This window comes from Inquilinus sp. OTU3971, assembly GCF_038440215.1.
In genome coordinates, this window is record NZ_JASATH010000093.1 from 1 (window position 1) to 21,871 (window position 21,871).

Genomic DNA, 21,871 nt, shown 5'->3' on the forward strand with positions numbered 1-21,871 from the left:
CCGCCCGGCGCCGCCCCCCCCCCGCCCATAACCCGCGCCCGCCGGGCCGGGGCCTGGGGGGCGGCCACCGCCGCGACCGCCGGGTCCTGCGGCGCGACCGCGGGGCGCAGCACCGCCGGCGGGGCGACCGGCCGCGGCGCCGGGTCGGTCATCGCCGCCACGGCCGGCGACAGGTCGAGATGCACCGGTCCCATCGGCTCGGCCAGCGCGATGGCCAGGGCGCGGGCCACGGTCGGGCCGGCGCTCTCCGGCTCGATCTCGAGGCTGGCCTTGACCAGCGGCCGCAGCAACGCGGCATGGTCGATCACCTGATGGGTGTAGCGGGCGCGGGTCGGCCGGTCGACGATGCCGGAGATCACCACCAGCGGCACATGCTCCTGCGCCGCGTCGGCGATGCCGTTGACCGCATTCGCCAGCCCCGGACCGACGGTCGCCACCAGCAGGCCGGGCGTGGCCGTGGTGACCGAGGCGCCGGCGGCCATGATCGCCGCCGCCGTCTCATGCCGTGCCAGGTGGAAGCGGATTCCCGCCGCTTCCAGCCCGTCGATCAGGGTCACGACCTCGCCGCCCGGCATGCCGAAGGCGTGACGGATCCCATGGGCGTGCAGGGTGGCGGCGATCGTGTCGGCGATGCGGGTCATTTACCGGGCGCTTCCAGCGGGTTGCGACTCGCGGAAGCGTACGACGTAGGCAACGACCAGGCCGAACAGGATGTGGCCCACCAGCGAGGCCCAGGTCAGCGGAATGAAGCCGAGGAAGGCGGGCAGCCCGGCGAAGATATGGGCCATGACGTAGAGGGCGAAGACCCACAGCCCGGTGCCGAAGCCGATGCCGGTCAGCACCAGCGGCAGCCGCGGCAGGATCCGGCGCTGCAGCGGCCGGGCGATGAACAGGTAGCCGATCGGGTAGAACACGATGCCGGTGATGGCGTGGATCAGCTCCGCCGCCGCCCAGCTCTGGAAGCCGAACACCGACTGCACCAGGGCCGCGGGCTCCAGCGGGCCGCCGACCAGGAAGGGCGTGATGCCGCGGGCCCAGACCTCCCAGGTCAGGTCGGCGGCGATGCCGGCGAGCAGGATGGTCGGGACGAGGCGGCCGGTGACCGCCGGAAACAGCGGCGCAGTGTTGGTCTGGGTCATGGTCATGATGGGATCTCCAGTCGAACTCAACGGTGGGCCCAGAGGCGGGAGGAAAGAGCGCGGCCATCGACCGCCGCGATCAGGCGGTCCTCGGCCTTCAGGCGCCGGCGGGCGTCGCGGATCGCCCGCAGCGCCGGGGCGTCACCGCGCCGGGATGCGGTCTCGGCCAGGGCCAGGACAAAGATGTCGCGCTGGGCGTTGCTGCCGCCGAGCTGCGGCAGCGCGGCGGCGAGGCGGTCGAGCGCACCGCGCTCCCCGCCCAGCCCCGTGATCACGCGGGCCAGGGGCAGGCCGAGATCGGCCGCCACCCGGGCCTGGTCGCCGCTGCCCTGGGCGCGGACCTGCAGCGCCATCACCAGCTCCGCCGCCGCCGGCCGGTCGCCGAGCGCGACCAGCGCGATCAGCGTGTGCAGCGACGCGAAGACCAGGGTGGTGTCGGCCCGACGCCTGCGTGCGATCTCCGCCAACTCGCCCCAGCGGGGGCTGACGTCGACGCCCAACCGCTCCAGCCGCCACAGCAACGACACGGCATTGGCCATGTCGCGGAAATCGTCGGTCGGCGTCGGCCGCACCTCCTGGTCATAGAGGCGCAGCACGCGCTCGTGGTCGCCGCGCTCGAGATGCAGCAGCGCCAAGTGCCAGGCCATGTGGAAGCTGAAGTTGTTGCAGCGGGACCAGCTGGCGCGGCTGCCCTCCAGCCAGGCGATGCCGGCCGCGGTCTCGCCCTGCATCTCATGGACATGCGAGACGGCGTGCAGCCCCCAGGCGTCGTCCGGCTCCATCGCCACGGCCTGCCGGCCATAGGCCTCGGCGGCGGCATAGGCGCCGTGCTCCTCGATGGCGAAGGCGTGGCAGCCCAGCAGGAAGCCGGCGGCCGGGCGGTCGGGCGACCACACCGTGATCATCCGCTGCGACGCGGCCAGCATGCCGGCGGCATCGCCGAGCATGAAGCGCAGCGCATGGGCGATCTTGAACGGCAGGAAGGTGGCCGGCCGGTCGGCGAAGCGGAGGTCGAGACAGTCGGCGGCCTGGGTGAAGCGGTCCTCGGCGGCATGGCCCAGGGCCTCGACCAGCGCCCGCTCGTCGGTGGTGCCGCCATCCTTCGCCGCCAGGGCCCGCCGGGCCTCCGCCAGCGCTTCCCGTGCCGGGGCGGCCAGCTCCTGGCGCGCCAGGATCAGATTGGCGAAACCCTTCAGCGCCAGGGCCGGGACATGGTCGGGGTCAGCTTCCAGCGCCCGCCCGATCGCCACACCGGTCGAGGGCCGGTGGGCCGCGAGGCCGCGCACCGCCTCCTCGAAGGCCAGGGTGGCGTCGGGGCTGGCGGAACTGGTCGAAAGGTCGAAGGCGTCCATCGGCATGGCAAGGTCCTTTCTCGCCCGTCGAGGCAAGGCTCGACCGTGGCGTCGATCGGGCGACGCGGCGGCAATCCGGTTCGAAGGGAGGGTCGGGTGTCCGCCGGGGCTCAGCCGTCCCGGGTTGCGACCCTCGACCGCAATGCCGGCGGGGCGGCCGGGCCGGCAGGATGGGTCATTGCCGGATCAGCGGCCCTCGGGGTGAAGAAAAGCAGGAGACAATCCATCGGATGTTCCGCAGAAGAGGCGTGCCGCAACGGGCTTGTGACGACTTCTTCGGCGGTGGGGCGGCTGGTATTACACGCCCTGGAAAAATTTTCTGACGCCGCAGAACCATCCGGTCCTCTGTAACGAATCCGGAACCGGAGCCGTATGAGGTGATGACGCGTGAATGATCCCTTGCGGGAGGAGCAGTGGGCGACATGGATGCGGGCCGCGATCTCGGGCGACGCCGGTGCCTATCGCCTGTTCCTGCAGGCGGTGACGCCGCATCTGCGCGCCATGGCCCGGCGGCGCGGCGCCCTGTTCGGCGCCTCGGCCAGCGATGCCGAGGACGTGGTGCAGGAGGTGCTGCTGGCGATCCATCTGAAGCGCGGCAGCTGGGATCAGTCGCGGCCGATCGGCCCGTGGATCTCGGTGATCGTGCGCAACAAGATGATCGACGCGCTGCGCCGGCGCGGCCGCCATGTCGACGTGCCGATCGAGGATGTGATCGACACGCTGGAGGCGGACGCGCCGCCGGACGGGCTGGAGCAGCGCGACGTCGAACGCCTGCTGTCACAGTTGAAGGACCAGCAGCGCGACATCGTGCGGTCGATCTCGGTCGAGGGCAGCAGCGTGCGCGAGACCGCAAGCCGCCTCAGCATGACCGAGGGCGCCGTGCGCGTGGCGCTGCACCGCGCGCTGAAGGCCTTGGCCGCCTTGTATCGGAGTGAACCCGGGTGAAGACCGACGACCTCATCACCGCCCTGGCGCAGGACGCGCCCATCCGCTGGCCGCTCGGCCGGGCGGTGGCGGCCGCCATGGCCGGCGGTGCCGTGATCGCCGGGACGATCTTCCTGTTCGGCATCGGCATCCGGCCGGACGTGATGCAGGCGGTCGAGACGGTCCGCTACCTGTTCAAATTCGTCGTCACCCTGGCTCTCGCCGTCACCGCCACCGGACTGATCCTGCATCTGGCGCGGCCGGGCGTGCCGCTGGGCGCCTGGCGCTGGGCGCTGCTGGCCGCGCCCGTCCTGCTGGCCGTCTCGGTCGCGCTGGAGCTGATGGTGATGCCGCCCTCGACCTGGGGCGCCCGGTGGATCGGCACCAACGCGTCCTACTGCATGACGTATATCCCGCTGATGGCGCTGGGCCCCCTCGCCCTGCTGCTGCTCGCCCTGCGCCAGGGCGCGCCGCGGCGCCCGGGGCTGGCCGGGGCGATCGCCGGGCTGGTCGCCAGCGGCATCGCCGCCACCTTCTATGCGGCGCACTGCCCCGACGACAGTCCGCTCTTCGTCGCCACCTGGTACACGCTGGCGACCGGGATCGTGGTGCTGATCGGCACCCTGGCGGGCCGGCGCTGGCTGCGCTGGTAGGGATGCATGGATACGCAGCCTCGGGAACCCGTTTCCGCCGCGATCATCCCGATTGACCTGGGAGAAACTGGAGCAGGCGAAGGGATCGAACCCTCGCCCCCAATCTCGGCAACGGGTCCAGGCCGTTTTCTGCTTCCTGTCTTTATTCGCCGGAACGCGAAAAAGCACGACAAACGCTGGCACTACAGTGCGGGACGGTGAGGTTTCTGATTCCCTTTGGTGAGTTGATCCGAGCTTGGCCCTATTGCCCGGACATGTGTTCGGTCCCCTGCATCGCAACCGCAACAATGGCTCCCGACAGGAAGGTAAGAAGGCCGACGCTGGCGATGGCCCAGGCCAGGCCGAAGATGTCGCCGATGAAGCCCGCGAGCAGCGCACCGACGGCGTAGCCGAGGTCGCGCCAGAACCGATAGACGCTGAGCGAGCGCGCCCGCCACGTGGGATGCGCGACATCCGAGATCGCGGCGAGCAGCGTCGGATAGACCATTGCCGTCCCGAGCCCGAGCAGCAGGCTGGCGGCAAGCCACCAGCCGAATCCGTCCAGCGCGGCGACCATCACCAGGGCGGCGGCTTGCAGCCACATGCCCCAGACGATCAGCCCTTTCCGGCCTAGCCGGTCGCTGAGCGGGCCGGTGATCGTCTGCATCACCCCCCACACGGCAGGATAGGCGGCCTTGAGTACCCCGATCGGCTCGATGCCAAGCCCGCGCGCGGCGAAATAGATCGGGAAGATCGCCCAGCTCATCCCGTCGTTGAGGTTGTTGACGAGTCCCGCCTGGCAGGCGGCGAACAGGTTCCGGTCGCGGAAGGAGGTCCGCAGAAAGACCTCCCTGAAGCCGATGGCCTCCGCCTGGGGATAGCGTCCCGCCTCCTGGCGGACATGCGCGCTGGTGTCGCGGACCAGAAGGACCGACAGGCCGAGGCCGAGCACGGCGTAGCCGATGCCGAGATAGAACGGGTCGGGCCGCAGGGCCTCGGTCTCGGAGGCGATCCAGCCGGTCAGGAAGGCGGTCAGGCCGACCATCAGATAGCCGGCGAACTCGTTGAGGCCGACGGCGAGCCCCCGCGACTTCGGGCCGACGAGGTCGATCTTCATGATCACCGTCATCGACCAGGCGAGGCCCTGGCTGACACCCAGCAGCACATTGGCGCCGACGATCCAGCCCCAGCTCGGCGCCCAGATGATCAGGAACGGCACCGGCAGCCCGATCAGCCAGCCCAGGACCAGCACGCGCTTGCGGCCCCAGCGGTCCGCCATCTGGCCGGAGACCAGGTTGGTGAAGGCCTTCGACAGGCCGAAGCTGGCGATGAAGGAGGCGACGACCGCGGTCGAGGCCAGTTTGAATTCCTCCGACCCGATCAGCGGCACGACCGTCCGCTCCAGCCCGACCATGCCGCCGACGAAGGCGTTGACCAGGACCAGCACGGCGAATTGCCGCCAGTTCTCGCGCAGCCCGAGCCTCACGGGCGCATCCGATGCCGTCGCCATGCCGGCCATGGTCAGGCCGCCGCGGACGTGGCTCCGGCATTGGCGGCCCTGATCGCCGCGGCGTCCGGCGGCGCCGGCGGGATCTCGGCCAGCATGAAGCGGATGAACGCGGCCTCGTCCTCGATCCCGAACGCCTCGTTGTGACGCTTCTCGAAGCCGATGGTGGACCAGGGCTTGCCGCTCAGCCGCCGGCCGCAGACCGAGCCGGCATAGGCGCCCGGCAGCACCTCGACATGGTCCGGCAGGGCCTTCAGCCGGCCCACGCTCCGGAACAGGTCCCTGGCGCCCTGCTCGGCGCTGACGGCGAGCTCGGTCCGCCCGAGGTCTCCCACCATCAGCGTGTGCCCGGTCAGCACGAACCACGGCTCCTCCGCCCGGGTGCGGTCGCTCATGTGCTCGGGCGTGTGCCCCGGCGTGTGCAGCACGCGGGCCGTGACATTGCCCAGCGGCAGGACTTGCCCGTCCTCCACAGCCTCGAACGGAAACGAGACCTCGGCACGCGACGACAGCACGTATCGGGACCCCGCCACCTCGGCCAGCCGCCGGCCGGCGGACAGATGGTCGGCATGGATGTGGGTATCGATCACATAATCGATGCGCATCCCGGCGGCCTCCGCCGCCTGCAGATAGGGCTCGACCGCCCCGACCGGATCGATCACGGCGCCGGTCGCGCGACCGCCGCATCCGAACAGGTAGGAGATGCCGACGGGGTCCTGATGCAGGAACTGACGGAGGATCATGGCCTTGCGCTCCTCGCCTCGGCGGGTTAGGAACATTCAATCATTCCGCTGAACGTTCCATTGAGGAGAGGCGGTGTCAAGCATGGGGCCGAAACAGGCAATCTTCGCCAGCCTCGCCGAGGTGGCACAGGCGCTGGGGCACCAGCATCGGCTGGAACTGCTGGAGCACCTCGCCCAGGGCGAGCGCAGCGTGGAGGACCTCTCGGCACGCGCCGCCCTCGGCTTCGCCAACACGTCGCGCCACCTGCAGATCCTCCGGCGCGCCCGGCTCGTCGAGGTGCGGCGCCAGGGCAAGCACATGCTCTATCGCCTCGCCGGCGATGCCGAGGTGGTCGAGCTGCTGCAGTCGCTGGGCCGGGTGGGCGAGCGCAATCTGGCCGAGATCGGCCGCGTCATGGCCGACTATTTCCGCGCCCGGGACGCCCTGGAGCCGGTCTCGCGGCAGGATCTGATGGCGCGGCTCGAGGACGGGTCCGTCATCGTGCTGGATGTGCGGCCGGAGGACGAGTTCGCGCTCGGGCATCTGCCGGGCGCGCTCAACATCCCGCTGTCCGCGCTGGAGCACCGCCTGGCCGAGCTTCCCGCCGGCCGCGAGGTCGTCGCCTATTGCCGTGGCCCCTACTGCGTCCTGTCCTTCGAGGCCGTCGCGGCGCTGCGGGCGCGCGGCTATCTGGTCCACCGGCTCGAGGACGGCTACCCGGAATGGAAGGCCGCTGGCCTGCCGGTCGAGGCCGCCGCCTGACGTGAACCATCAGCCGGAAGGCATTATGAAAGAGACTGCGAGCGGACAATGCGTCGCCGGCGAACCGTGGCCGATCGTCGACGGCAAGGACCACGCCGCGCCGTCCGTGTTCCGGCCGGAAGCCCTGCTGCGCGAGGCCCGGCGGCAGAAGGGGCTGCCGCCGCTCGCCGTGCCCGCGATCTGCGTGCTCGACCCGGACGGCGACATCGTGCGCCGCCTTCGCGCCAGCGGCGCCGGCTGCCCGCACGAGGGCTGGGCCCTTGGGTCGGTGCTCTCCGCCACGCCGGGAACGCAGCAAAGGATGCTGCACGGAAAGACCGATCCCGTCGTCCTGACGGATGAGGAATACAGCCTGCTTGTCCAGATCGCCTATGCGCCTGCCACAAGAGTCGTGGCGAAGCGGGCCGCCATTGTGCTGCTCGCCGCGGATGGGCTGAGCAATCGGTCGATCTCCGAGCGGCTGCAAATGGAGGAGCACTGCATTGGCCGCTGGCCGCGACGCTTCGCACGGCAGCGCGTCTGGGGTCTGTTCGACCGGCCGCGGGCAGGGCGTCCAACCTACGGCACAACCACCGGCCAGGCCCGCATGAGGTCAAGCTCTGACGGAGGATCGCCATTGGCGTCCCGCCAGCATCAGGCGTACGGCCTGTTCCGCCGCGTCGGCCAGCAGCGCGTCGGTTTCCCGGATCGCGTCCTCGAGCGAACATGGCCGCTTGAGAATTCCGAAGACGGCATCGATCCCAACCTCGCGGGTGGACTCCGCCCCGCTGCCGACAGTGCCCGCGAGCGCCAGGACCGGCAGCCGGTAACGCTTGGCCCGCAGCGCGATTTCGGCCGGCACCTTGCCGAACCGCGTCTGCGCGTCGATGCCGCCTTCCGCGGTCACGACCAGATCGGCCTTGGCCAGCCGGCGGTCGAGATCGATATGGCGCAGGATGAGGTCGAAGCGCGGATGCAGCCGGGCGCCGGCGAAGGCGTGGAGACCCGCACCCAGGCCGCCCGAGGCGCCTCCGCCGGTCAGGGTCGCGACCTCGATCCCGGGGTCGCGGCGGACGGTCTGGGCGAAGGTCTCGAGCCCGTGCTCCAGCAGCGCCACCTGCTCTGGCGTCGCCCCCTTCTGCGGCCCGAAGATCCGGGCAACGCCGGTGTCGCCGAGCAGCATGTTGTAGGGATTGACCGCGACGTCGATCCGCACCCGCTCCAGGCGGGGGTCCCGCTTCGACATGTCGATGCGGTCGAGCGAGGATAACGCCGCGCCGGTCCCGGCAATCGGCTGCCCCGCGGCGTCCAGCAGGCGGATGCCGAGCGCCTGGGCCATGCCCGCACCCGCATCATTGATCCCGGAATCGCCACAGCCGAGGACAATGCGCTCCGCCCCGAGATCAAGCGCGGCGCGGATCAGCTCGCCGACGCCGCGGCTGGTCGTCAGGGTGGGATCCCGCATGTCCTTCGGCACCAGGCGCAGCCCGGCCGCAGCGGCCATCTCCATCACCGCGACGCGTTTCCGGCGGCCGCCCAGGAAACCGATCTCGGCCTCGACGACCTGGCCGACCGGTCCGGACACGGTGACCGGGTGCAGCTCCCCGCCGGTGAGCTCGACCATCGTCCTGGTGAAGCCTTCGCCGCCGTCGATCATCGGCACGCGCATGATCTTGGCCCGCGGCACGGCCTGACGGATGCCGCGGGCGATGGCAGCCGCAACCTCATGGACTCCGAGGCCCTCCTTGAAGCCGGAGGGGGCGATGAGGACTCGGAGCCGCCGGCGTCCGATCTTCTTCGACATCGTCCGCCTCCGTTATGGTGACGCCAGCACCGACCCGAGGGCGGGCCAGGCGACAATCGCGAACAGCATGATCAGCAGGAAGTGCAGCGGCAGCAGCACGGCGCTGAGCCGGGCGAGATCGCCGGCGCCGTAGCCTTTCTCCGCCAGGCGGCCGAACAGGGCCACTGGCTTGGCGCTGATCATCAGGGTCTGGCAGAAGCCCGTGGCCGACACCGTCGCCAACATGGTCGTGATCGGGCTGATCCCGGCCGTGTGGGCCAGGATCAGCATGGGCGGCAGCAGGATCGACACCCGCGCCGTCCGGCTGTGGATGACGAGATGCGACAGCAGACCGATCGCCGCCACCAGCGCCAGGATCGTCGGCGGCGACAGCTCGTCCCGTTGCAGGGGCCGGAACACTGTCGCGACCAGCCATTCGTGCAGGCCGGAAGCCATCAGCCCGTCGGCCAGGCAGATCGTCGCGGCCAGGAACAGCAACAGCCCGAGGTCGGCGTCGCGGAGGCCGTCGCGGAAGGGGAGCGACCCGACACCGGGACAGAATGCAGCCAGGGCGCCGAGCAGAGCCAGGACCGTCGGATCGATCCCGTGCATGGGCTCGGTGAGCCAGCCCAGGACCACTGCCGCCGCGATCCAGAGAACCGGCTGGCGCCGGAGCGGCGGTCGCTCGGCCTCGATCGACGGCAAGGTCAGCCGGGCGCTACGCTCCTCCGGCGTCAGGAACAGCCTCAGGATGGCCTCGGTCGACAGGAACGCGCTCAACGCCGCGAAGGGCAGGCCGAAGGCCACCCATCCGAGATAGCCGACGCCCGTGCCCGAAAGCCGCTCCGTCATCTCGATGGCGAGGAGATGCGCCCCGGCGCCGAGCGGGGAGGCGAAGGCGGAGAGCAGGATGGCGGTCGGGAACAGCAGCGCGAACGCTGTCCGCAGCTGCCGGCCGGCGCAGTGCCGGGCGATTGCGGCATAGGCCGGGACCATCATCGCGGCGCGGCCCGAGGTGGACGGGACGACGAAGGCGGTGGCGAGGATGATGGCGGTCAAGGCGTAGGCCAGGGTGCGCACCGAACGCAGCCGGGTTGCGGCCAGGACGACCAGCCGGTCGGCGGCGCCGGTCGCCCTGAACGCCGCGGCGAGCAGGAACGAGGCGAGCAGGAGCCAGATCAGCTCGTTGCCGAGGGTGGCGAACAGCGCCTCGGGCCGGCCGGTGACGAACACCGTCATGGCGACCGCAGCCGCCACCGCGACGAAGGTGTCGTCCAGCGGTGTCAGGGTCCAGCCGATCATCGCGAGCAGCAGGATCTCCAGGGCGTGCCGGGTCGCAGGCGCCATCCCCGGGATGGCGAATTCGATCGCGAGCCCCGTCAGCGCCGCGCCGCACGCAACGAGGACAGTCCGCAGCCGGACGGCATCCATCGAAAGCCGCCAACGGGTGCCGTCCGTGCGCGGGCCGTGCGCCGGCCCCGACCATTGGGTTGCGTTCGTCACTCGATCACTCCGCCCGGATGGCCGGGTCTGTTCGGACGGGCCGGACCGGGCGGGCTCGCCGCCGATCGGCTCATCGTTCACGGCACAATCTACGACGCCGTCGGTTAGGAAGCGTGGAGCGCAAGGTTAGAATTCGGAGAGTCGTGCCGTCGGACGCCGCCGCGGCCTTGCCCGGCGGCGTCGCGGGTGATGGTGTCGGCCCCGGCGCTTCTCATCACGCGAGGCTGCATGACCGTCCGACGCCGCATTCTGCTCTTCCAGCTCGTCACGATCGGCTTCGTTGCCGTGGTGGTCGGCGTGATGCTGATCACGCTCCGCCTCACCGGCGATTTCGTCCGCCGCATCGACGGCGTCCATTCCCGGTTCGAGGCGATCAGCGACCTCGACAGCCTGGGCAACAACTATGCCGAGCAGCTGGCGGAGGTGCTACTGCTCGGGCCGGAGCAGATGCCCGATTTCCGGTTGGCGCAGCAGGAGATAGAGGCGGGATTCCGGCGCCTCGCGGAGGTGACCCGCAAGGAGTTCGCGACGCTCGGCGGTCTCGGTGAGGTGCAGCAGGAATTGCCGGAGGTCGAGTTCACGGCCCGTCTGCACGAATTCTACCGCGCCATCGACCGGGCCGCGGTGCAGGTCTTCGAAGCGCAGGGGGCCGGCCAGCAGGACCGCGCGGTCGACATCTTCCGGCGCCGCATCGAGTACCGCCTGTCCAACGATTTCGAGACGATGCTCGAGAACGCCCGGCTGGAGGAGCGGGGCGAGGTGGCTGAGGAGCTGAAGCGGGTGCAGGGAGCGCAGCACGCGCTCCTGATCGTCGCCGGGGGCTTCTCGGTCCTGGTCGTGGCCGTGGGGATCGGCTCCGGGCTGGCACTGCGGCGCTCGATCGTCCAGCCGGTGCGGCAGCTGACGGCCGGGGCGGAGGCAATCGCCCAGGGCCGGCTCGACCATCGTATCCGGACCGTTCGGCGCGACGAGTTCCAGGTGCTGTCGGACAGCTTCAACAAGATGGCCGAGGCGATCGAGGAGCAGAGGGGGCGGCTGATGTCCGCCCAGGCCCGGCTGGAGAGCGAGGTCGAGCAGCGGACGCACGAGCTGCGCGAGGCCAACGAGCAGCTCCGCGCCCTCGACAGCAGGCGCAGCCAGTTCCTGGCCGATGCCGGCCATGAGCTGCGGACGCCGCTGACGATCCTGCGCGGCGAGGCCGAGGTCGCCCTGCGGGGCCGTCCGAGGCTCGCCGCGTATCGCGAGGCGCTGACCCGGATCGGCGCCTATGCCGCGGACATGGCACGGCTGCTGGAGGATCTGCAGGCCTTCACCCGGGCTCAGGCCGAGGATGTCAGCTTCACCTTCGAGACGGTGGAGCCGGAGGCGGTGGTCGCGGCGGCGATCCGGGAAAGCACGATCCTGGCCGGTCCGAAGCAGATGGCCATCCGGCTGGTCGAGACGGCAGCGGGCTGCCTGGTCCGGGCCGACCCGCAACGCCTGAAACAGGCGCTGCTGATCGGGATCGACAACGCCATCAAATACGCGGATCCCGGCGGAACCATCAGGATCGGGATCCGCGACGAGGAGGGGTGCGTCGCGGTTTCGATCAGCGATCAGGGCTGCGGCATAGACTCCGAGGAGCTGCCCTTCGTGTTCGATCGTTACTATCGCGGGCGGAACAACGCCCGCCGCGCCGCCAAAGGGCTCGGGGTCGGCCTGTCGATCGCCAAGACCATCGTCGAGCGGCACGGCGGCCGCATCGCGCTCGATGCGGCGGAGCCGCAGGGCGCCGTGCTCAGCATCCGGCTGCCGATCGTCGAAAGGATCATCGATGCGCATCCTGATCATTGAGGACGACCGGCGGATCTCGAGCTTCCTGCAGCGCGGCCTGGAGGCCGAGGGCTACCGCGTCCTGCTCGCCGAGGACGGGCGCGACGGGCTCGACCAGCTCCGGCAGGAGGCGGTCGACCTGGTGATCCTCGACCGGCTGATCCCCTATGTCGACGGCATCGAGGTCTGCCGCATCATCCGGCAGGAGCGACGGCCGGTGCTGGTGCTGATGCTGACGGCCAAGGAGAGCATCCGCGACCGGGTGGACGGGTTGCAGAGTGGCGCCGACGACTATCTGACCAAGCCCTTCGCCTTCGACGAGCTGGTGGCCCGCATCGAGGCGCTGCGGCGGCGCCGGCCGGGCCTCGACCCGGTCGAGCTGCTGCAAGTCGGTGCCCTGACCCTTGATCCGGCGACCCGGCGGGTGACGAAATCGGGGACGGAAATCGAGCTGACCGTCCGGGAATTCGAGCTGCTGCGCTACCTGATGCTGAACGCTGGCAAGGTCGTGAGCCGGCAGCGGCTGCTGAGCAATGTTTGGAACTACGGCTTCGACCCCGGGACCAAGATCGTCGAGGTCTACATCCGCTATCTCCGGCGCAAGCTCGGAATCGGCGGCCCGCCGGCGATCCGGACTGTCCGCGGGATCGGCTATATGCTTGTCGATGGCTAGCGAAGGGCAGCCGGAGGCGCTCCTGGATCCTTTGCAAGATCGAATTCCACGGGTGGCTCGGTGGCTTCTGACCCGGTCCGACAGTATTCGCCGACTCCAATCCTTCTGCCAATGTCCACTCTTGGGGAGTCGGCGAGTTGTCCGCTTGCGTTCGGAGCGGTCAATCAGCGGCCCACCCCGCGCCGTCGGGAATGGCGGGAGCGGGACGGTACGCTCCAAGCCCCATTGTGGAGGCCATGCCGTCTCGCTCGCCGAATGTCCTGAGATCTGGACATCCACATATGAGGGAACTCAGCCAGAGGCAGATCGGTGGACGTTGCCCTAGGCCTCGGGATGAACATGAGCACCGGCGTCGCGTCATCCGGGTGGATCGCACGCACGGCTCTTGGATCGGGTTGATGGAGGAGAAATGGCGAGTCGGGCCCAAAGACGACCGACATCACAGCGGCATTGGTGTGCGCCGCAACATGCTTCCAGTTGCTTCCCCCCTGCTTCCCCGCTTCGTGAAGCGAGGCCGGGGAAGCAGAAAACGCCCCACCGGGCGTCTGCTAAGTCTCTGATTTTCCTGGGAGAAACTGGAGCGGGCGAAGGGATTCGAACCCTCGACCCCAACCTTGGCAAGGTTGTGCTCTACCCCTGAGCTACGCCCGCTCTGGCGTCGACGGCGCCGCAGCGCCGTCGAGGTGGCGGGTTATATCCGATGCCGCGGGATTTGCAAGCACCTAAATGCGGAAATTTTCCGCGCCCGGCTCGGGTGCGCCCGGACTCCGGCCGGGGTGGGCTTGGAAGCGCGGCTGCGGCCTCGTATAACACCCGCCATGACCGCGCCCGACAGCACCGCCCCCGACTCGTCCCCGCCCGCCGCCGCAGCCCGCCCCCGCGCGACCCCCGCAGATCTGTTCGCGCGGCTGCGCTCGCTCGGCGTCGAGGTCACCACGCATGAGCACGAGGCCGTGTTCACGGTCGAGGAATCGCGCCATCTGCGCGGCCTGCTGCCCGGCTGGCACTCCAAGAACCTGTTCCTGCGCAACAAGAAGGGCCAGGCTTGGCTCGTCGTGTGCGAGGAGGAGCGCCGCGTCGACCTGAAGGCGCTGGGCGAGCTGCTGGGCGCCGGCCGGCTGTCCTTCGGCTCGCCCGACCGGCTGATGGAGGCGCTCGGCGTCACCCCTGGCTCGGTCACGCCCTTCGCCATCATCAACGACGACGCCCGGCAGGTGACCATCGTGCTGGACTCCGACATGATGCGGCACGGCACCCTGCACTTCCATCCGCTGGTCAACACCATGACCACGGCGATCGAGCCGGCCGGCCTGCTCGGCTTCATTGCGAGCTGCGGCCACGAACCCCATATCGTCGATCTCGACTCTGTCACCCTGCCGGCGGAGGCCGCGCCTGCTGGCGGCTGACCCCGCCGCTTGCCGCCGCCGGCCTTCGGCACAGATCAATACCAGACCTGGGACAACGCCATGGACGCCCTTCTCAATGCCGCCTCCGGCGGCGCCGCACCGGTGATCAAGGACAGCAACACCGCCGGCTTCCGCGCCGACGTGATCGAGGCCTCGATGGAGGTGCCGGTCGTCGTCGACTTCTGGGCCACCTGGTGCGGCCCGTGCAAGACGCTGGGGCCGCTGCTGGAGAAGCAGGTCCAGGCCGCCGGCGGCAAGGTCCGGCTGGTCAAGGTCGACATCGACCAGAACCAGGCCCTGGCGGCGCAGCTGCGCATCCAGTCGGTGCCGACGGTCTATGCCTTCTACCAGGGCCGCCCGGTCGACGGCTTCATGGGCGCGGTGCCGGAGAGCCAGGTCAAGAGCTTCATCGACAAGCTGGTGCAGCTGGCCGGGCACGATTCCCATGACCATGTCGACGAGCTGCTGGCCGAGGCCAAGAGCGTGCTCGACAGCGGCAATATCGAGGAGGCCGCCGGCATCTACCAGCATGTCCTGGCGCATGCCCCGGACAGCGCCGCCGCCGCGGCCGGCCTGGCCCGCTGCCTGATCGCGCTGGGCGAGATCGAGCAGGCCAAGCAGTTCCTCGAGAGCCTGACGCCGGAGATGGCGCGCCACGCCGACATCGCCGCGGCCAGGAGCGCGCTGGAGCTGGCCGAGCAGAGCGCCGTGGCCATCGCCGGCCTGGCCGGGCTGCGCCAGCGGCTGGAGGCCAACCCGAACGACCACGAGGCGCGCTACGAGCTGTCCACCGCCCTCTACGGCGCCGGCCAGCGCGAGGAGGCGATGGACGAGCTCCTGGAGCTGTTCCGCCGCGACCGCGAGTGGAACGAGCAGGCGGCGCGCAAGCAGCTGGTCAAGCTGTTCGAGGCCCTGGGCCCGACCGACCCCCTGACCCTGTCCGGCCGGCGTCGGTTGTCCTCGCTCCTGTTTTCATGACCCGGTTCAGGACATGAAGAGGGGGCCGCGCGCGCCCGCCTTCCAGGACCTCGGCACCGACCTGCCGGTCTTCCCCCTGCCCGGGGTCCTGCTGCTGCCGCGCGGCCTCCTGCCCCTCAACATCTTCGAACCGCGGTACCTCGCCATGGTCGAGGACGCGCTGGCCGGCCGCCGGATGATCGGCATGATCCAGCCGCGCCCCGGCCAGTGGGGCGCCGCGCCCCCGCCACTCTACGCCGTCGGCTGCGCCGGCCGGATCACCAGCTTCGACGAGACCGATGACGGCCGCTACCTGATCACCCTGACCGGGCTGTGCCGGTTCAGGGTCGAGCAGGAGCTGGAGGAGCGGCGCGGCTATCGCCGGGTGCGGCCGGGCTGGACCGGCTTCGCCGCCGACATGGCCGAGCCGACCCCGGCCGAGATCGACCGCGCCGGGCTGGACCGGGCCCTGACCGACTATTTCCGCATCGCCGGCCTGTCCGCCGACTGGGAGGCGATCGGCCAGACCCCGGATGAGCGCCTGGTCACCTCCCTGGCCATGATCTGCCCGTTCGAGCCGCAGGAGAAGCAGGCGCTGCTCGAGGCGAAGGATCTCTGCGAGCGCACCCGAGTCATGCTATCGATCATCCGGATGGCGATCCATGGCGGCCATGCCGGCCGCGTGCGCCACTGACGGCCCCTGTTCCCGGACCCCGTGCCATGACCGACACCCCCGATTCCGCCAGCGCCGCTGCCCCCGGCAGCCCGACCCCCGTCAGCCCCACGGCGGTCGACCCGCGCCTGCTGGAGATGCTGGTCTGCCCGCTGACCAAGTCGCTGCTGCGCTACGACGCCAAGGCGCAGGAGCTGATCTCGGACCAGGCGCGGCTGGCCTATCCGATCCGCGACGGCATCCCGATCATGCTGATCGACGAGGCCCGGCCGCTCGACCCCGACGCGCGGCGCTGATCATGTCCTCCATGGGCAGCCCGCCCCTCACCGGCAGCGCCGCCCGGCCGGTCGAGATCCGGCTGAAGCGGGCCGAGCGCGTGCTGGAGCTGCGCTTCGACGACGGGCTGCACGTCACCCTGTCGGCCGAGCTGCTGCGGGTCGAGAGCCCGTCGGCCGAGGTGCAGGGCCACGGCCCGTCGCAGAAGACCATCGTCGGCGGCAAGCGCAACGTCGCGATCACGGCGGTCGAGCCGGTCGGCCACTACGCGGTGCGGCTGGTGTTCGACGACGGCCATGACACCGGCCTCTATTCCTGGACCTGGCTGCACGAGCTGGCGACCCGGCAGGACGAGCTGTGGCGCGCCTATCTCGCCGCGCTGGAGGCGCGCGGCCTGTCGCGTGACCGATAAGGCCGACGCCCTGGCCCGACTGCGGCGCTGGCTGGGCAACCAGGCGCTGATGGCCGGGCCGGTGCAGGATGTCGCCTGCGGCTTCGCCGACGGCCTGCTGGCGGCCGGCATCCCGCTGTGGCGGGCCTATCTCTCGGCCACCACCCTGCATCCGGAGATGGAGGCGTTCGGGCTGCTCTGGACCCGCGACGGCGGCCGGGAGCGGGAGGAGTACGGCCATGGCTCCTGGGGCCAGATCTCCAGCCCCAGCCCGATCTACGAGGCGGTGCTGGCCGCACGAGAGGCCGCCGCCGATCCCGCCGCCGTCCGGGCCGAGAACCTGGTGCGGCTGACCCGCTACCGGCTGGAGCGGGGCGAGGGGGTGGACCGCTACCCGATCCTGGCCGAGCTCCACGCCGGCGGCGCCACCGACTATCTCTGCTTCATCCTGCCCTTCTCGTTCGACGGCACGCTGCACCCGCTGCGCACCGGCGCCTCGGTCACCCTGGCGACCGACCGTCCGGGCGGCTTCACCGCGGCGGAGGTGACGGCGATCGGCGAGCTGATCCCCGGCTTCGGGGCCGCCATCCGCATCGGCGTCGACCTCGCCGCCTTCCGCACCGTGCTGGGCACCTATCTCGGCCGTGACGTCGGCCGGCGGGTGCTGCATGGCGAGATCCGCCGCGGCTCGGTCGAGACCATCTCGGCCGCGATCCTGGTCGGCGACCTGCGCGGCTTCACCGCTTTGGCCGACGCCCTGCCGCAGGACCAGCTGGTCAGCATGCTGGACGATTATCTCGACGCGCTGGCGACGCCGGTCGAGGCCCGTGGCGGGCAGGTGCTGAAATTCATGGGCGACGGCCTGCTGGCCACCTTCGCCTTCGCCGAGGACGACCCGGCCGAGACCTGCGGCCGGGCGCTGGCCGCCGCAGCCGAGGCGCTGGAGCGGATCGCCGCGATCAACCTCCGCCGGGCCGCCGAGGGGGTACCGGTGCTGACGCTGGATGTGGCGCTGCATGTCGGCGACGTGCTGTACGGCAATGTCGGCTCGGGCCAGCGGCTGGACTTCACCATCATCGGCCCGGCGGTGAACGAGGCCGCCCGGCTGGAGAATCTGTGCGGCGTGCTGGGCGTGCCGATGGTGGTCAGCCGCCGCTTCGTCGAGGCGCTGGCGGCGCCGGAGCGCTTCCGCTGCCTCGGCCTGCAGACCTTGCGCGGGGTAAGGGCTCCGGTCGAGGTGTTCACGCCAGCTTAGGCCTCCGGCTCCCACAGCCGCGCCAGGTCGAAGCCATGCACGTCGCGGCACAGGGCGACGAAGGCGGCGGCCTGGTGGTCGACCACCTGCCGCCCCTTCTCCGCCGTCGCATTGGCCGCGTTGCCGACCGCACCGCCAGGGTTCAGGTCCTGCGCCATCCAGCCGAACTGCGACACGCCATGCGCCCGCAGATGCGCGAATTCGCGCAGGAACTCCAGCTGGGTCGACCGGAAATCCTCGGCCAGGTCCATCTTCACCAGGTCCGGGCGCAGATGCAGCATCACCGAGGTCTCCATGTCGCCGCCATGGATGCCGTAGGCCGCCTCCTCCGCCGGGAACAGCCCGTCCGGATTGCCGAAGCGCGACCAGGCCGAATGCACCGCCAGCATGCCGTGCCGGACCCTGAGCTCGCGCGCCACCACGTCGAGGATCGGCACGTTGCCGCCATGCGAGTTGATCAGGATCAGCTTGCGCAGCCCGGCCCGCCGCACGCTCTCGCCGATCTCGATCAGGACCTGCGTCAGCGTCTCCCAGGACAGGGTCAGGGTGCCGGGCGAAGCGATGTGCTCGTTCGACTTGCCGACAGCCTGGGTGGGCAGGAAGACCACCGGTAGATCACCCGGCAGCAGCTCCAGCACCCGCCGCACCATGCCCTCGGCGATGCAAGTGTCGGTGTAGACCGGCAGATGCGGCCCGTGCTGCTCGATGGCGCAGACCGGCTGCACTGCGACCCAGCCCTCGGCTCCGCCGTCACGAAAGTCGACCGTCGTCATCTCGTGCCAGTAACGCTTCGGCAGCATGGTTATCCCTCTCAGGCGGCGGGGCCGGCGGCGATGACTTCCACCTCGACCAGGAACTCCGGCCTGGAGAAGCCGGAGACGATCATCAGGGTCGAGGCCGGGGGCGGGTCGGCGACGACGCGGTCGCGCACCGCCATGTAGCCCTTCAGATGCTCCCGCCCGGTGACGAAGGCGTTGATGCGGATGATGTGCGACACATCCATCCCCGCCGCCGCCAGGATCGTCCGGATGTTCTCGAAGCACAGCTCGGCCTGGCCCTCGACCGTGGCGGGCACCGCCTCGTCCGGGCCGATGCCGAGCTGGCCGGAGCAGACCACCAGGCGGCTGCCCGCCGGCACCTCGACGGCATGGCTGTAGCGGGCGAAAGGCGGCCGGATTCCGGTGGGGGTAATGGGGCACGACAAGGTCATTCGTCTCCCGCAAAAGGCAAGGAACCGTAGGACTCCGGCCGGCCGGTGACAAGGTTGCCGCGTGCAAGAAAACTGGACTACGCTGCCCATTGGTTGGGCACCGGACGGGCGGCGCCGGCCGCGGCCGCAGCAGTTCCTGGAGCTAGGGGCGGATGGCATGGCCGTTGCATCCTGTCGTCTTTGGCGCTGCGGCAGAAAAACGACAATGGGATCGGCTTCATGCACTTCTTCGGACGGGTCCTCGCTCTCGCCTTCGGCCTGACGGCGGGGTTGACGGCGGGCACGGCCCTCGCGGCCGACAAGGTCAGCTTCGGCACCAACTGGCTGGCCCAGGCCGAGCACGGCGGCTACTATCAGGCGGTGGCGGACGGCACCTACGCCAAGTTCGGCCTCGACGTCTCCATCGTCATGGGCGGGCCGCAGGCGGCCAACCGGGCGCGGCTCGTCGCCGGCCAGATCGACTTCTTCATGGGCGGCACGCTGGACGCCTTCGACTCGGTCAAGGAAGGGGTGCCGGTGATCAACATCGCCGCCATCTTCCAGAAGGACCCGCAGGTGCTGATGGCCCATCCCGACCAGGGCATCGAGACCATCGCCGACCTGGCCAAGCTGGACACGCTGTTCCTGTCCGGCGAGGGCTACGACACCTATTATCGCTGGCTGAAATCGGCCTATCCCGGCTTCCGGGACGAGCAGTACAAGCCCTACACCTTCAACCCCGCCCCTTTCATCGCCGACCCGAAATCCGGCCAGCAGGGCTACCTGACCTCCGAGCCGCGGGACATCGAGAAGCAGGCCGGCTGGAAGCCCAAGGTCTTCCTGCTCGCCGACAACGGCTACGAGGCCTACGCCACCACCATCGCGGCGCAGCAGGCGATGATCGACCGGAACCCCGATCTGGTGCAGCGCTTCGTCGATGCCTCGATCATCGGCTGGTACAACTATCTCTATGGCGATCACACCGCGGCCGATGCCCTGATCAAGAAGGACAATCCGGAGATGACGGACGAGCAGCTGGCCTATGGGCTGGAGCAGCTCAAGGCGCAGCACATCGTCATCGCCGGCGACGCCGAGGCCAAGGGCATCGGCTGCCAGAGCGCGGACCGGTACCAGCGCTTCTACGACACCATGGTCAAGGCCGGGGTGCTGGACGCCGGGCTGGATGTCGGCAAGGCCTTCACCAACCGCTTCGTGTGCAAGGGTGTCGGCCTCGACCTCTACAAGAAGCTGGCCGGCGGCTGAGGTGGATTCGGTCGCCTTGACCACGCCCGGAGACGGTTCCACCGGGGTGTTGGTGTCGCTGGATGGGGTGTCGAAGCGCTTCGCCAGCGGCACCCTGGCCCTGTCCGCCCTGTCGCTCGACATCCGGGAGGGGGAGTTCGTCAGCCTGCTCGGACCCTCGGGCTGCGGCAAGTCCACGGCACTGCGGCTGATCGCTGGGCTCGGCACCCCGTCCGCCGGCGCGATCCGCTGGCCGAATGGCGGCCGCGGAGCGACCGAGGGCGAGGTCGGCTTCGTATTCCAGGAGCCGACGCTGATGCCCTGGGCCACGGTGTTCAAGAATGTCTGGCTGCCGCTGCGGCTGAAGGGCCTGTCGCGGGCGGCGGCGCGCGACCGGGTGATGGAGGCGCTGGCGATGGTCGGGCTCGACCGCTTCGCCGACGCCTATCCGCGCGAGCTGTCGGGCGGCATGAAGATGCGGGTGTCGATCGCCCGCGCCCTGGTCACTCGGCCCAAGCTGCTGCTGATGGACGAGCCCTTCGCGGCACTGGACGAGATCACCCGGATCAAGCTGAACGACGACCTGCTGCGGCTGTGGCAGGGGCAGAACTGGACCATCGTCTTCGTCACCCATTCGGTGTTCGAATCCGTCTACCTGTCGTCCCGGATCGTGGTGATGGCGGCGCGGCCGGGCCGGGTGATCGAGGAGGTGGCGGTCGATGCCCCCTACCCGCGCGGCAACGAGTACCGGATGTCCACGCCCTACAATGAGCGCTGCCGCACCGTGTCGGACGCGCTGATGCGGGCGATCATGGTGGCGGCGGAGCAGTGATGACCCAGATCGGGATCCAGACCGGCGAGGACGAGGCCGCGATCGCCGAGGCCCGGCGGGCCGAGCCCGGCCGCCTGCGGGCGCTGGCGGCACGGATCGCCGTGCCGGTGGTCGCCTTCGCCGCCTTCGTCGCGCTGTGGCAGTGGTATGTCGTGGCCTATCAGGTGCCGCGCTACATCCTGCCGGCGCCGACCGAGGTGGCCGCGACCATGGTCGGCGACTGGCCGATCCTGTCCTCGGCCCTGGGGGTGACGCTGACCATCACCTTCGCCGCCCTGGCCGCGGCCCTGGTCGGCGGCGTGGCCCTGGCCATCCTGTTCATCCAGTCGCGCTGGCTGGAGCTGGCCTTCTACCCCTATGCCGTGGTGCTGCAGGTGACGCCGATCGTGGCGATCGCGCCCCTGATCATCATCTACGCGCCGTCGACCGAATCGGTGCTGCTGATCTGCGCCTTCATCGTCGCCTTCTTCCCGATCCTGTCGAACATGACCCAGGGGCTGAAGAGCACCGACCACAACCTGTTGAACCTGTTCGAGCTGTACGGCGCCTCGCGCTGGCAGTCGCTGCTGCATCTGCGCATCCCGGCGGCGCTGCCCTATTTCGCCACCGGCCTGCGCATCGGCGGCGGGCTGGCGCTGATCGGGTCGGTGGTGGCGGAGTTCGCGGCCGGCTCGGCCGGCGCCCAGTCCGGCCTGGCCTTCCGCATCCTCGAGGCCGGGCGGCGGCTGAACGTGCCGCGGCTGTTCGCGGCGCTGATCCTGATCACCCTGACCGGCCTGGCCATCTTCGCCCTGACCAGCCTGGTGTCGCATCTGCTGCTGCGGCGCTGGCACGAAAGCGCCGTCCGGCGGGAGAACTGAG

The 21,871-nt window shown here is 70.1% G+C and carries 23 protein-coding genes and 1 tRNA gene; 14 read left to right on the forward strand and 10 right to left on the reverse strand.

Annotated elements, in window-relative coordinates; all coding sequences use genetic code 11:
- From AAHM41_RS22155 to AAHM41_RS22165, 3 genes are all read right to left on the reverse strand, one after another.
- On the reverse strand, positions 1-641 hold a 641-nt coding region (locus tag AAHM41_RS22155; RefSeq protein WP_342238755.1), incomplete at its 3' end, for a thiamine pyrophosphate-binding protein.
- Complete coding sequence (locus tag AAHM41_RS22160) at positions 642-1,145, reverse strand: YqhR family membrane protein (RefSeq protein WP_342238756.1); 504 nt, start codon at positions 1,143-1,145, stop codon at positions 642-644.
- A gap of 20 nt (positions 1,146-1,165) precedes the next feature.
- On the reverse strand, positions 1,166-2,497 hold the full coding sequence (locus AAHM41_RS22165) for a hypothetical protein (RefSeq protein ID WP_342238757.1): 1,332 nt from the start codon (positions 2,495-2,497) through the stop codon (positions 1,166-1,168).
- Positions 2,498-2,878: 381 nt separating this feature from the next.
- On the opposite strand from AAHM41_RS22165, the gene AAHM41_RS22170 reads away from it, so the two are divergent.
- Positions 2,879-3,436 carry a sigma-70 family RNA polymerase sigma factor gene (locus tag AAHM41_RS22170; RefSeq protein ID WP_342238758.1) on the forward strand — a complete coding sequence of 186 codons (558 nt, stop codon included), beginning with the start codon at positions 2,879-2,881 and terminating at the stop codon, positions 3,434-3,436.
- Positions 3,433-4,068 (forward strand): NrsF family protein, encoded by a 636-nt coding sequence (locus AAHM41_RS22175; protein WP_342238759.1) that lies wholly within the window; start codon positions 3,433-3,435, stop codon positions 4,066-4,068. Before AAHM41_RS22170 ends, AAHM41_RS22175 begins: the two co-directional genes overlap by 4 nt.
- 241 nt (positions 4,069-4,309) lie before the next feature.
- On the opposite strand, the gene AAHM41_RS22180 is transcribed toward AAHM41_RS22175, so the two are convergent.
- Positions 4,310-5,533 (reverse strand): MFS transporter, encoded by a 1,224-nt coding sequence (locus tag AAHM41_RS22180; protein ID WP_342238760.1) that lies wholly within the window; start codon positions 5,531-5,533, stop codon positions 4,310-4,312.
- 35 nt (positions 5,534-5,568) lie between these two features.
- On the reverse strand, positions 5,569-6,297 hold the full coding sequence (locus AAHM41_RS22185) for an MBL fold metallo-hydrolase (RefSeq protein ID WP_342238761.1): 729 nt from the start codon (positions 6,295-6,297) through the stop codon (positions 5,569-5,571).
- 82 nt (positions 6,298-6,379) lie between these two features.
- Here AAHM41_RS22185 and AAHM41_RS22190 point away from each other — a divergent pair, with 82 nt between their 5' ends.
- Positions 6,380-7,039: an ArsR/SmtB family transcription factor gene (locus AAHM41_RS22190; protein ID WP_342238762.1), complete on the forward strand. Its 660-nt coding sequence runs from the start codon at positions 6,380-6,382 to the stop codon at positions 7,037-7,039.
- Positions 7,040-7,631: 592 nt separating this feature from the next.
- Here AAHM41_RS22190 and AAHM41_RS22195 read toward each other — a convergent pair.
- Both AAHM41_RS22195 and AAHM41_RS22200 read right to left on the reverse strand, forming a co-directional pair.
- On the reverse strand, positions 7,632-8,822 hold the full coding sequence (locus AAHM41_RS22195; protein WP_342238763.1) for a glycerate kinase family protein: 1,191 nt from the start codon (positions 8,820-8,822) through the stop codon (positions 7,632-7,634).
- Between the two features lie 12 nt (positions 8,823-8,834).
- Complete coding sequence (locus AAHM41_RS22200) at positions 8,835-10,304, reverse strand: SLC13 family permease (protein WP_342238764.1); 1,470 nt, start codon at positions 10,302-10,304, stop codon at positions 8,835-8,837.
- Positions 10,305-10,532: 228 nt separating this feature from the next.
- Between AAHM41_RS22200 and AAHM41_RS22205 the strand changes: the two genes are divergently transcribed.
- Together AAHM41_RS22205 and AAHM41_RS22210 are read left to right on the forward strand one after the other, a co-directional pair.
- The gene (locus tag AAHM41_RS22205) at positions 10,533-12,137 is read left to right on the forward strand and encodes a sensor histidine kinase (protein ID WP_342238765.1); all 1,605 of its coding nucleotides are present in this window, start codon (positions 10,533-10,535) and stop codon (positions 12,135-12,137) included.
- Complete coding sequence (locus AAHM41_RS22210) at positions 12,118-12,789, forward strand: response regulator transcription factor (protein ID WP_342238766.1); 672 nt, start codon at positions 12,118-12,120, stop codon at positions 12,787-12,789. The genes AAHM41_RS22205 and AAHM41_RS22210 overlap by 20 nt, the downstream gene beginning before the upstream one ends.
- 576 nt (positions 12,790-13,365) lie before the next feature.
- Here the strand turns inward: AAHM41_RS22210 and AAHM41_RS22215 are convergent.
- A tRNA-Gly gene (locus AAHM41_RS22215) sits at positions 13,366-13,440 on the reverse strand.
- A gap of 167 nt (positions 13,441-13,607) precedes the next feature.
- Between AAHM41_RS22215 and AAHM41_RS22220 the strand changes: the two genes are divergently transcribed.
- Genes AAHM41_RS22220 through AAHM41_RS22245 form a run of 6 tightly spaced genes read left to right on the forward strand, consistent with a single transcriptional unit; the run spans position 13,608 to position 17,747 of the window.
- Entirely contained in the window at positions 13,608-14,195 is a 588-nt protein-coding gene (locus AAHM41_RS22220; protein WP_342238767.1) for a prolyl-tRNA synthetase associated domain-containing protein, read from the forward strand.
- Between the two features lie 60 nt (positions 14,196-14,255).
- Positions 14,256-15,173, forward strand: coding sequence for a thioredoxin (gene trxA / locus AAHM41_RS22225; RefSeq protein WP_342238768.1), 918 nt, complete (start codon positions 14,256-14,258; stop codon positions 15,171-15,173).
- A 13-nt stretch (positions 15,174-15,186) separates the two neighbouring features.
- Positions 15,187-15,846: an LON peptidase substrate-binding domain-containing protein gene (locus AAHM41_RS22230; protein WP_342238769.1), complete on the forward strand. Its 660-nt coding sequence runs from the start codon at positions 15,187-15,189 to the stop codon at positions 15,844-15,846.
- A gap of 26 nt (positions 15,847-15,872) precedes the next feature.
- Complete coding sequence (locus AAHM41_RS22235) at positions 15,873-16,121, forward strand: Trm112 family protein (RefSeq protein ID WP_342238770.1); 249 nt, start codon at positions 15,873-15,875, stop codon at positions 16,119-16,121.
- 11 nt (positions 16,122-16,132) lie between these two features.
- A complete protein-coding gene (locus AAHM41_RS22240) occupies positions 16,133-16,513 on the forward strand; it encodes a DUF971 domain-containing protein (protein ID WP_342238771.1) in 381 nt (126 codons plus the stop codon).
- A complete protein-coding gene (locus AAHM41_RS22245) occupies positions 16,503-17,747 on the forward strand; it encodes an adenylate/guanylate cyclase domain-containing protein (RefSeq protein WP_342238772.1) in 1,245 nt (414 codons plus the stop codon). Before AAHM41_RS22240 ends, AAHM41_RS22245 begins: the two co-directional genes overlap by 11 nt.
- On the opposite strand, the gene AAHM41_RS22250 is transcribed toward AAHM41_RS22245, so the two are convergent.
- Complete coding sequence (locus AAHM41_RS22250; RefSeq protein ID WP_342238773.1) at positions 17,744-18,547, reverse strand: creatininase family protein; 804 nt, start codon at positions 18,545-18,547, stop codon at positions 17,744-17,746. The genes AAHM41_RS22245 and AAHM41_RS22250 overlap by 4 nt on opposite strands.
- 11 nt (positions 18,548-18,558) lie before the next feature.
- Positions 18,559-18,957, reverse strand: coding sequence for a RidA family protein (locus AAHM41_RS22255; RefSeq protein ID WP_342238774.1), 399 nt, complete (start codon positions 18,955-18,957; stop codon positions 18,559-18,561).
- A 219-nt stretch (positions 18,958-19,176) separates the two neighbouring features.
- Between AAHM41_RS22255 and AAHM41_RS22260 the strand changes: the two genes are divergently transcribed.
- From AAHM41_RS22260 to AAHM41_RS22270, 3 genes are read left to right on the forward strand one after another with little or no spacing between them, the layout of a single operon-like run.
- The gene (locus AAHM41_RS22260) at positions 19,177-20,199 is read left to right on the forward strand and encodes an ABC transporter substrate-binding protein (protein ID WP_342238775.1); all 1,023 of its coding nucleotides are present in this window, start codon (positions 19,177-19,179) and stop codon (positions 20,197-20,199) included.
- 16 nt (positions 20,200-20,215) lie between these two features.
- Positions 20,216-21,010 carry an ABC transporter ATP-binding protein gene (locus tag AAHM41_RS22265; RefSeq protein WP_342238776.1) on the forward strand — a complete coding sequence of 265 codons (795 nt, stop codon included), beginning with the start codon at positions 20,216-20,218 and terminating at the stop codon, positions 21,008-21,010.
- Positions 21,010-21,870, forward strand: coding sequence for an ABC transporter permease (locus AAHM41_RS22270; RefSeq protein WP_342238777.1), 861 nt, complete (start codon positions 21,010-21,012; stop codon positions 21,868-21,870). Before AAHM41_RS22265 ends, AAHM41_RS22270 begins: the two co-directional genes overlap by 1 nt.
- The last annotated feature ends 1 nt before the right edge of the window (position 21,871 follow it).